Raw genomic sequence first — 10,096 nt, 5'->3', positions numbered from 1 at the left:
ACGACAGTGCGCGGGAGAGGCTTTTCCCGTGTCCAACATCGCCGACCGCGTCAGGGAGCTCATCAGCGCCTCCCAACTGAGCGAGGAAGCCTTCGCCGCGCAGGCGGACCTCGATAGTGCCGCTCTGGCGGCGGCTCTGTCCGGGCAACGGCCCTTTTCCTCCCTGGACCTCGCCAAGATCGCGGATGCTAGGGAGGAGAACCTTGACTACCTCATTACCGGAGTTCGGCCCAGACTCGATAGCTCGGCGCGTGCCGAGCGCGGGGATGCCAGAACCGCGCTGACCGCTGCGCTCCGTTACACCGCTCATCGCCAGAGCATCGCGGAGATCGGCTACGGCCTACGGTGGCGACGGCTCGACATGCCCGTCGACCTCAGCGGATGGCGTCAATGGGGACGGGCGGCGGCGCAGCGCGCTCGACAGGTCCTCGTAGCTGACCCTGATCTCGTCGCCGCTGTCGAGGAGAGCTTCAGCGTGGACATCGCCTTGGTCGACCTCGGCGGCGACTTCGACGGCATGGCGGCCTCCGCAGACGACGCAAAGATCATCATCCTGGGGACGTCGTCCAACCCGTGCCGGCAGCGCTTCACTCTCGCTCACGAGCTCGGACACCTTCTGGCTGGCGACGACCAGGAGATCAGCCTGGACAAGAACATCTTCCTCCAAGGGCGGCAGTGGCGCAGCGAGAGCGAGCAACGGGCAAATGCTTTCGCCGCCGTCTTCCTCATGCCGGAAGACCTCCTCCGTACGCGTGTGGGCAGCACGGGGCTCACCGATCAGGGCTTCGCGGAGCTGGTCACGGAGCTCTGGGTGAGCCCGAAGGCTCTGGCCATCCGGCTCAAGGAGCTCCACTTGATCGACTCCGGCCGATGTGACCGGTTCAGCGAACTGAGCGCGCTCCGAGCGGCCGAGCGAACCGGCAAGACCGAAACCTACGAGGCGATGGTCATCGAGGCTCAGCGGCCCAGACCGCCGCGCTTGCTGGTCCGCGACACGATGGCCGTCTACGAGGCCGGCCGTTCCACCTTGCAACCCCTCGCCAGCCTCCTTGATGAGGATGTCGGTGAGCTTGAACGCCGCCTGGAACCCGGATACTGAGCGACGGACACGTGATGCCCCCCTTCTTCTTCCCCGACACGACCGTGCTGAGCAACTTCGCGTATCTGGGTGAGGTCGCGCTCCTCAAGCAGATGCTCAGCGGACATGGGCGATGGACCGAAGCCGTTGCCTTCGAGATCGGTAATGGGGTCAGGTGCGGTCAACCCCTTGACGCGCTCGCCGACCTTCTCGGCGCGGACCCGTGGCTCGGTTCGCCCATCCTGATCACGCGGGAGGCCGACATCGCCGGCGTCGAGGCGCTGCGCCGGCGTGCCTTTGCCGGGCCGAGACTGCGAGGCCGCTACACGCAGCACCTTGGTGAGGCGCAGAGCTGCTATGTCATCCTCCACTGGCCGCAGTTCCAAGGCTCCGCGTGGATTTCCGACGACCGCAAGGCCGTCCGGTTCGGCCGTGCGGAGGGCATCACGACGTACGAAACCATCGACGTGGTGCGCCTTGCGATCCAAAGTGGCCTCATCGATACCGAAACCGCGAGGGACCACATGCGGAGGCTCTGCCAACTTGGGCGGCCTATGAGGGAGCCAACCGTCGCCGATCTGCTCGCCATGCCGGGGACTCCGCACTTCGTCTTTCCGGGACCTCCTCCCGGCTCCGCCCCCGCGCCCGTTGTCGGAGGTGGTCAGTCACAGGGGTCGACAGGCGGGAATGGCGGGGAAGAGTCGATCCCCGTCCTTCGAGGACACCAACAGGGCGCGGAACAGGCTAACCCTGAACAGATGCCACTCTTCTAATTCAAAGGACTCCACGGAACGGGTGCTTGCGTAGCTCAAGACCCTGGCCACGGTTTGGGCCCGAAGCCGCTTTCGTGACAGCTCGTCTGGCTGTCAGCTCGGGGCCTCGCTCCGCCTGGTGGAACGGCCACCCGCTCGACCGGATCCGCACCAGCCACCTCGCCCGCCTCGAACTGACAGAACTCACTCTCGCCGCCTGAGACGAGTTAACCAACAGGGTCGAGGGGAAGGCCAAACCTCAAGGGAGAACGAACAACACAGACGGTTGACCGGCCCCGCTTCTTCAGGGACGGTTCTCGTGACGGAGCACCGGCAGCTCAACGTCCTTGGCAGATCAGCGCGGACCAGCACCATCAGGCCGAATAAGCCCCTCACCAACCTGTAGACCAGCGATAACAACACCTTAAGATGGTCTCAGCCGCCGCTCTGAGCGCGCAACGAAACCCCAGTTCACAGCGCGAAACCGTGATTTCGAGCGGGACAGGGTTAAATCGAAGTCTTTGGTGTCGACGACCGAGCAGTCACCGCGCCAGCGCAGCTCGGTATCTCGGTTTGAGCTTCGGCGTAGACGAGCGACGAGGACGCGGCTTCTCCTCCCCTCGCTCTCCGAGCATGGGCACCCTCTCTGGACGAACTCACGACCTCAAATGCCCGTCATACTGGATCAAGCCCAACTCCGCATCCACAGGCTCCCAGCACATCGGCAAGGGTCGGTGGCATTCATCTCAAGATCGCCATGTTGGACAGAATGGGATCACACGTGACTCCAGACGAACTTGAACAGCAACTCCGTACATTGATGGCGGAAGCAGGACTCAGTTGGGTTCTCCAGCAGGTCGACGACGCCATCGCTGAGGGGAACTCCGAGGAGGTTCGCCTGAAGGCACAGCGGGCGCGGTCTCGCGGCAGATACGGCGACGAACAGACGATCTTCATCGAAGATGAAGTCGTCTACGAACGACTGGCGATCCCGCCCCACCGCGAGCCAGACGGTGCGAGGATCCACATTGCAACCCGCCCGTACACAACCGCTGAACGAGTCCAACTGCTGATAGCCGCCCTACGTCGTCTGCTCATTGACCTTCCACGCGTCCAACAGGAACAGGTCAAGCTCCTGTCTCTCCATCAGGCAGGCGCACCACGGGTGGAAGGCATCCAGTTCCTTCGCGATGAAGGTACGAGCCGATCCTCAACCGAGATCACTATCCTTCCGCAGTCCTCTGACAGCTTGGTCTCCGAAGACACTCTGCTCGCTCTGTTGACGGCCATTGAAGCCAAGGTTCGGGAGTCATGACATCTGCTGACGATCTGCTGCGGGAGCTCCGGTCGCATCTGCACGGTGTGACAACGTCCTACCGGTCCTCATCAGACCCGAATGACGTCTACGAGGGGTACATCTTCGCCTTGGTCGTTACTGAAGCGCTCGCGAGAGGAGCCCAGGTTCACTACGAAGACGTCCACGGAAATAAGACCTCCCGGCTCGTCTTCCGAACCACCCCGGGGCGCATCTATTCGAGAGCCCATCCATACACGCATGCAGTGATCCAGTTCGGAACCGCCCGACCGCTGGAGGCACACGTGGGAGTCCAGGTCCAGGGCGCCTCTGGAGTGCTCCACGAGTGCGATGTTCTGGTTCTCACCACTGACGAGGCGGAACTGAGTCGCTCTGCCGGTGTCGCACCCAAAACGAAGGGGTGCGTGCTAGCGATCGAATGCAAGTTTTACACCTCCTCACTCAAACTTGATCTTGCTCGTAGCTTTCAAGGGCTAGGAGCGGATCTAGGGGAGAAGGTCCGACCAACTTTCGTCTCTAACGGCTCGTCAACGACTATAAAGAGATATCTCAGTCACAAGAAGAGAGACTGGGAGCACGACGTTCTTCCCGGAAACACCCAGGTCGATGGCCTACGCTCGAAGATTCGCGAGGCATTCAAGGTGTATCTGAGCCGAGCGGATCCAACCTTCTCAATCTGAGCCTGTTCGGCATCCGCCTGGTGCCGCAGAATTTCGGCGAGCCGAGAGTCGGCGACGAGGTCCGGCCGGGATAGCGATCATGCGGTCGCGTAGTTGCGCGGGTTTGTGCCCGCGTCCCGAGGACGGCCGTCGTCGTACGGAGTGTTCCCCTCGCGCGTGCGCCATATGGAGGACGGTGCCGAAATGAGGTATTTTAGCCCACCACAATGCGCTTATATGGTCATATCATCGTTTTCTATAACACTGGCTTGTTGAAGGCCAATCTGGCTGAGACAATGTGGCGGTCCGCGATCGGGAGGACTCTTATGGCCGCCGTTCTCAGCAACGACCAGCGACTGCTAGATCGAATTCTAGAAGATCAGCGGAAAACCCTGGCTCCCGACGCGAAGCCGGAAGAGTTCTTCAACTTCTTCGCCGCCGCCAAGGCCCTCTGGGATTGGGATCTCGACCTTGACGAAATCATCGACGGAATCGTTGACGGCGCGCACGACTGCGGCATCGACGGCATCTGGTCCTTCATCGACGGCCGGCACATCACCGCCGACGTCAAACATTACCTCGGCTCGCGGACCCGTACGATAGATCTGGTCATCCTCCAGGCCAAAACCTCGACCGGATATCAGGAGTCCGTACTTGAGAAGCTCCATTACCATCTCCCGCAGTTGCTGTCGATGGATCGCTCGGAAGAGGAGCTCGCCGAGCACACGAACGCCAAGCTTCTGGACCGGACGCAACGTTTCCTGGATATTCTCGAGTCGACCGCCTCATCCTTCCCCCAGGTGAAGGTGCACATCATCTACGCATGCCGGGCGGCGGACGGGCCGCACCCCAACGTGAAGGCCAAGGGAGATCGGCTGCGACGGGAGATGGAGCAGATCACCAGCCAGACGGAGTGCGTGGTCGAATACCTCACCGCAGCCGACCTCCGCGAGCGCGCCGGTCGAGGCGCGAAGGAGGTGGCCCATCTGGTCTTCTCGGAAACCCCTATCAGCACGTCTATCGGCGAAGGCTATGCGTGCCTGGCGCGACTGGACGAGTACTACAAATTCATCACGTCGTCCAACAATGCGCTGCGACTTGAACTGTTCGAGTCCAACGTCCGCGACTACGCCGGCAGCACCGCCGTCAACACCGCGATAGGCGAGACGTTGAAATCGGCTACCCGTGAGGACTTCTGGTGGTTCAACAATGGTGTCACCATAGTCGCCGAAGCGGCCCAGATCTCAGGCAAGAAGATCGTCATCAGGGATCCGCAAATAGTCAATGGCCTGCAGACGAGCCACGAGATCTACAAGTATTTCGAGAACGGCGGCAAGGACCTGGACCGGGCACTGCTGGTGAAAATCGTGGTGGCGCCTCAGGCAGGGACCACCCGTGACCGCATCATCCGGGCCACCAACAGCCAGACCGCTCTTCCCGCCGGCGCTCTGCGTGCCACCGAGCAGATCCAGAAGGACATCGAGGAAAGCCTCAACTACCGGGGCGGCTATTATTACGAGCGCCGCGCCAACTATTATCGCAACCAAGGTTACGCGATCGACCAGGTTGTCAGCATGGCGCGACTTGCCAGGGAGTTCACCGCGTTCCGCCTCCAGGAGCCACACACCGCACTTCAGCATTCCGAAGCCTTACTCCTGGAAGACAGCCGTTACTGCAGAATCTTCTCCTCATCGCACAACCTGGACATTTACCGTCTGACCCTCGATGTGCACTGCCGCATCAGGAAGTTCCTGCACGCCTACAGCAAGGACACCCCACTGCTGGGCGAGACGATCGAGAACTGGATCTACCATCTCGCGTACATGTCCTCCTTCACCCTCACTCGCCTGCGCCACCCGAACGAGCGGGACCTGCTCAACATCGACCTCGCTCACCTGTCGGATGAGCTTATGGAGCAGATGGTCGGCGCGCTGGACAAGGAGTTCCGGTCGGTGCTGCGGGTAAATAAGGCCAGGGGCGTCGACCGCATTGCCCGCAGCGCCGACTTCAGCGAGCGCGTCCGACAGGCCATCATTGGGCAGCGACGTTTCGAGATCGCACGGTCGTAGGTGTCCTTGCGACGCCGCACCATCCGCACGATCAGCGACTCGACCGGCCAACGTGCAGCCCTCTATGCGCTCCTCCAGCAGCCCGGCCGTGCGGCCCTTGGCGACCCCGTCCTGGTTGACGGTGGCCAGCGAGACGTTGGGGTGAGCGGCCAACTTGGTGTTGTCGTAGCCAGCCACGGAGACGTCGCCCGGGACGGACAGGCCGGCCTCGTGCAGCGCGGCCAGGAGCAGTCACGATCAAGTAGGCAGAGTGCTGCCCCGGTGGGTGCGGGTCATCGCCGGAGGCGGCGCGACGGTTGAGCCCCGCGCGAGGGTGCTTTCGCGCGCGATCAGCCGGGCATCGACGTCGACCCGGTGTTCTGGCCGGTCAGCGACCGGATCGCGTCAGCGCAACCCGGGCGCTCAGGCAGAGGATCGCGTCGGTGTCCGGGGCCTTCGCGAGCAGCTCGTCCACGCCCAGGGTGACATCCTCCGGATCGTGCGAGTCCGCCGGGCTGACGACCAGCGCGGGGTCGAATATTCGTTCCTTGCGCTGACCTGCAGCCCTTGACAGGCTTGCCGATCATGAGCGTTGTCGTCTGAGTGGTTGCTCAGATCTGCTTGAGCAACCACTTGAACCGGCAAGTTGAAGACCGGTACGTCCAGCAAAGCCGCAAATCGGACGCGGCGACTGAAGTATTTGAGCCTCTCAGGCTGGTGAGACGCGAGCAGCGGGTGCAATCACTCGCGAGTGGTATTCGGTTGTTGCTCGTACGCGTTCGATCTGCCGTGAAGCAAGAGCTTATCCTGCAGGATCGACCCTACGCAGCAGCACCGAGATAAGGACAAATCACGCATAATGCCGATGGTCAAGAACGCATGGTTGCTCGGTGGTTGCTCGCGCGTACGCCCCACAACCCGGCACGCGATAACACTGGTCGACACATCGGCGTGGACAATCTCAACCATGGCGATACAAAACAACACTCGATGACACCCGGTGATACTTACCGAGGATTCTCATAATCCGTAGGTCCCGGGTTCAAGTCCCGGCCGCCCTACCATCCTCCATCAGCGCCAAAGGGCACCTGACCTGCACTGATGTGACCAGGGGGCCGTATGGTCGCGTCTGGCTGTACCTGGTTGGCGTCGAGTCTGTACGGATGTCTGTGCCCAATCCGTGCCCACGTGGAGAGGCGACCCGCCAGCCTCGGAGGGCGAGCGGATCGCGGCTGCCAGGCGATCTGGCTATGGCCGTCAGGGCGCTTCAGGCGCATCCTGTGAAGTGCGCGGAGTGGCCGGGCGTGGCAGCATGCTGGGTGCTGGCCGGCGAGGAGGAATGCATGGAAAGCGCGCCGAGCAGGACGGCGATGTTTGCGGCCGTGTCGCGTGGATTGTTTCGCCTGGAGACGGCGTCGCCGTGGGTACTGGACGATGTGCTGGCCCTGGTGCTTGTCGGCCCGGTATGGCAGCAGCTGCGAGACCAGTTCGATCCGCTGTTCCCCGGCCCGGTCCGCAGCGAGTCCCGTGCGGCTGTCTGCACCCGCAGCCGGTACGCCGAGGACCGGCTGGCTGCTGGAGCCTTCACGCAGTACGTGATTCTTGGCGCGGGGCTTGACTCGTTTGCGTGGCGGCGGCCGGATCTGCTCGGCTCGCTGACGGTGTTCGAGGTTGATCACCCTGCCTCCCAGGCCTGGAAGCTCGAGCGGGTCAGGGAGCTCGGCCTGCCGCTCAGCGACTCGCAGGTATTCGTGCCGGTTGATTTCGAGGCCGGACCGGTTCAGGATGTTCTGGGCCCGGCTGGGTTCGACTGGGCGCAGCCGGCGATGTTCTGCTGGACGGGCGTCGCCCCCTATCTGACGGCACAGGCGATCGAGTCGACGTTGCGCACGATCGCGGCGGCTGCTCCCGGGTCTGAGGTGGTGTTCTCCTACCGGGCCGAGGACTGTGCGCTCGACGACGCGGGGACGGAATTCGCCCGTATCTACACGCCGATCGCGGCTTCTGCCGGCGAGCCTCTTCAGCCTGGCTGGCCGGTATCCGAGATCGAGAGGCTGATCAGCCGGTGCGGGCTGAAGGTCGTGGACCACCCCGCACGTGCAGACCTCCAGCAGCGATACTTCGCCGGCCGTACCGATGGCCTGCGGCCCTATACCTTCGAGACCCTGGTGGCCGCGCGGGTCACCTGAGCGAGCGCAGGCCACGTCGGCGACTTCACCGTCTGCGAGGGCCAGGAGGTGACGGTACGGCAGAGGAGTACAGCGACCTCCAGGGCCTCGGCGTAGCCGCGTCGTGTCCGCTTTGCTCATGCTGGGCGCAGTCCGAGGGTTTCGAGGGTCCGGGTGGCGTCCCGGGCGTGGTGCCTGCCGGCGGCGCCGCCCGTGTCCTGCTGCCTGGCCGGCGGCGTGCAGCCGCGCATCCAGCCAGGATCCGACGGCGGCATCCAGCCGGTCAGCGTCCACGAGATCCGGTTCGGGGACCTATGTCCGCATGCCCCGGGAGCCCCAACGTCTGATCCGCGCGTGGTGTCGGGCGACGCCGTACGGCTCGCCCTTCCGGCAAGACATGGAGCGCCAAGGCCACGAGGGACGTACGAATCGCAGACCCTCCAGGCGTCACCAGAGATCCGTGATCGCCTGGGCTTGCATGAGCCCAGCGGCGACGTGGAGGACGTTGACACGGAGCGGCGGCACCGTGTACGTCGGAGAAACCCCAGCTCAACCCGCACGCGCGAGCTTCGACGCCCTCCTGGTCCCCACCGGCGGCGACGCCTGCCAGCGCCGCTCCGCCTCCGTCGGCAGGTTCGTCCCCGGCCTGGGACGCGTGCGGGGCTGACCCTGAGGAGCGATCCGGCCCGCGCCGAATCATCCGGGCCGGGATCTCGAACCAAGCCGTACGGCGGCCTGCTCATCGGTCAGGGACCCTAGGCACTTCTTGATCGTCGATGTACAACTGAATCATGATCCTTAAAGCGGCGGTGCGTGCCCTGCTCGCCATCGTGGCGGCGCTCCCGCTGGGCGCGTGCGGGGCCTCCCCGGCGCAGATGGGAGGCGGAGCGGCGATGCGCGAACAGGAAGGCCAAGGTAGCCTGGCCGACCCCCGGGTGCTCACCTGTGCCAACCGCAACGGCTTCGTCGAGGACGAGAGCACCCTGCTCGCCTCGATCGGCCCCCACGACCTCGTGGAGGGGCCGCTGGTCATCCCCGGCCTGCTCGCCTGGGGGACGGCCGAACCGGAGGAGTACGGCACCGGCAACCGCTTCAAGGTCGGCGCCGTGGTACGCCAGGGCGGCAGAGTCACCCTGTCGATTCCCGAGGAGTTCCACGAGAGCGCCGGCCTGCTCTACGCCGAGGCGGCCAGGACGGCGGCGAGCCCGGCGGGCGCGGACCACTCGGTGACGTTCGTGGCCTGCGACGATCACGACACGCTGTTCGTGGGCGGGTTCAACGTGCTGGCGCCCAGGTGCGTGCCGTTCGACATCGCGGTCCCCGGCCGGCCCGTGGTCCGGAAGGAGATCTCCTTCTTCGACGGGAAGTGCTGAGCCGCGGTGGGCGGTCCCGGGACCGCCCACCGCGCTCAACCGAGGAACACCGTCGCCAGCACGCCGGCGAAGGTGAGGGACAGCAGGAAGAACGCGTAGGTCCGGACCGCCTTCTCCCTGTCCATGAGCCACTCCATCACCCACATCGGCTCGGCCTTCGTGTCCTGGTCCTTCGATCCCGGCACGATGGCCACCATCACCATCGACGGAAGCGTGAAGCCGAGCGCGTAACACAGGCCGGCCCACCAAGGCACCAGCCCGAAGAGCGTTACGCCGAGTGCCGCCCACGTCAGCGACGTGACGCGGAAGGTGGTCAGGACAAGCCCGGTGTCGAGTCCCCAGAGGAACGCGCCTCTGGCAGGGCCGAACCGGGTGAAGTGATCGCGCGGAGTCTGCCGCCGCAACATGGGCGTGCGGAGGCCGAACCTACCGGAATCGATGGCCATGCAGGCGAGCAGCACGACACAGGCGGCGATCTTGGAGCCTGTTCCGCGCAGTCCACTGCCGATGAGATGGACCAGCCCGTACGTGAGGACGGCGGAGATCGTGAAGCCGATCGCCAGATTGAGGATGGGCCGATACATGGCCTTCTCCCCAGGGGCTCTCCCCTGAACCAGGGGGCGGAGATATCCGACGAAAGAAAGGCCTCAAAAACTGAACAGCTGCGCGAAGCCCGCACTCATGATGAGCAGGAGCAGCGCGA

10 protein-coding genes and 1 pseudogene are annotated in these 10,096 nt (G+C 64.0%); 9 read left to right on the top strand and 2 right to left on the bottom strand.

Going from position 1 to position 10,096, the window contains the following annotated elements; translation table 11 throughout:
- Nucleotides 1-28 precede the first annotated feature (28 nt).
- The 6 genes from QSK26_RS18840 to QSK26_RS18815 all read left to right on the top strand — a co-directional run bounded on the left by QSK26_RS18840 (nucleotide 29) and on the right by QSK26_RS18815 (nucleotide 5,873).
- Entirely contained in the window at nucleotides 29-1,099 is a 1,071-nt protein-coding gene (locus tag QSK26_RS18840) for an ImmA/IrrE family metallo-endopeptidase (protein ID WP_285776469.1), read from the top strand.
- 14 nt (nucleotides 1,100-1,113) lie between these two features.
- The gene (locus QSK26_RS18835; protein WP_285776468.1) at nucleotides 1,114-1,851 is read left to right on the top strand and encodes a hypothetical protein; all 738 of its coding nucleotides are present in this window, start codon (nucleotides 1,114-1,116) and stop codon (nucleotides 1,849-1,851) included.
- A 74-nt stretch (nucleotides 1,852-1,925) separates the two neighbouring features.
- The gene (locus QSK26_RS18830) at nucleotides 1,926-2,051 is read left to right on the top strand and encodes a hypothetical protein (protein WP_285776467.1); all 126 of its coding nucleotides are present in this window, start codon (nucleotides 1,926-1,928) and stop codon (nucleotides 2,049-2,051) included.
- 560 nt (nucleotides 2,052-2,611) lie between these two features.
- A complete protein-coding gene (locus tag QSK26_RS18825; RefSeq protein WP_285776466.1) occupies nucleotides 2,612-3,145 on the top strand; it encodes a hypothetical protein in 534 nt (177 codons plus the stop codon).
- A complete protein-coding gene (locus QSK26_RS18820; RefSeq protein ID WP_285776465.1) occupies nucleotides 3,142-3,825 on the top strand; it encodes a hypothetical protein in 684 nt (227 codons plus the stop codon). Before QSK26_RS18825 ends, QSK26_RS18820 begins: the two co-directional genes overlap by 4 nt.
- A 305-nt stretch (nucleotides 3,826-4,130) precedes the next feature.
- Nucleotides 4,131-5,873, top strand: a complete 1,743-nt coding sequence (locus tag QSK26_RS18815; RefSeq protein ID WP_285776464.1) for an AIPR family protein — start codon at nucleotides 4,131-4,133, stop codon at nucleotides 5,871-5,873.
- Between the two features lie 93 nt (nucleotides 5,874-5,966).
- On the opposite strand, the pseudogene QSK26_RS18810 reads toward QSK26_RS18815, so the two are convergent.
- Nucleotides 5,967-6,089 (bottom strand): annotated as a pseudogene (locus QSK26_RS18810) (substrate-binding domain-containing protein); the annotation flags it as partial.
- 1,106 nt (nucleotides 6,090-7,195) lie between these two features.
- Between QSK26_RS18810 and QSK26_RS18805 the strand changes: the two are divergent.
- The 3 genes from QSK26_RS18805 (at nucleotide 7,196) to QSK26_RS18795 (ending at nucleotide 9,393) form a co-directional block, all read left to right on the top strand.
- Nucleotides 7,196-8,041: a class I SAM-dependent methyltransferase gene (locus tag QSK26_RS18805; RefSeq protein WP_203958666.1), complete on the top strand. Its 846-nt coding sequence runs from the start codon at nucleotides 7,196-7,198 to the stop codon at nucleotides 8,039-8,041.
- Between the two features lie 505 nt (nucleotides 8,042-8,546).
- Entirely contained in the window at nucleotides 8,547-8,687 is a 141-nt protein-coding gene (locus tag QSK26_RS18800) for a hypothetical protein (RefSeq protein WP_285776463.1), read from the top strand.
- A gap of 124 nt (nucleotides 8,688-8,811) precedes the next feature.
- On the top strand, nucleotides 8,812-9,393 hold the full coding sequence (locus QSK26_RS18795) for a hypothetical protein (RefSeq protein ID WP_285776462.1): 582 nt from the start codon (nucleotides 8,812-8,814) through the stop codon (nucleotides 9,391-9,393).
- Between the two features lie 35 nt (nucleotides 9,394-9,428).
- Here QSK26_RS18795 and QSK26_RS18790 read toward each other — a convergent pair whose 3' ends face one another.
- A complete protein-coding gene (locus QSK26_RS18790) occupies nucleotides 9,429-9,977 on the bottom strand; it encodes a hypothetical protein (RefSeq protein ID WP_285776461.1) in 549 nt (182 codons plus the stop codon).
- Nucleotides 9,978-10,096 lie beyond the last annotated feature (119 nt).

This window comes from Microtetraspora sp. NBRC 13810, from assembly GCF_030268685.1.
Taxonomy (GTDB): domain Bacteria; phylum Actinomycetota; class Actinomycetes; order Streptosporangiales; family Streptosporangiaceae; genus BSRQ01.
Note: the sequence above shows the minus strand (reverse complement) of the source record. Positions and strands in the feature narration are given on the sequence as shown.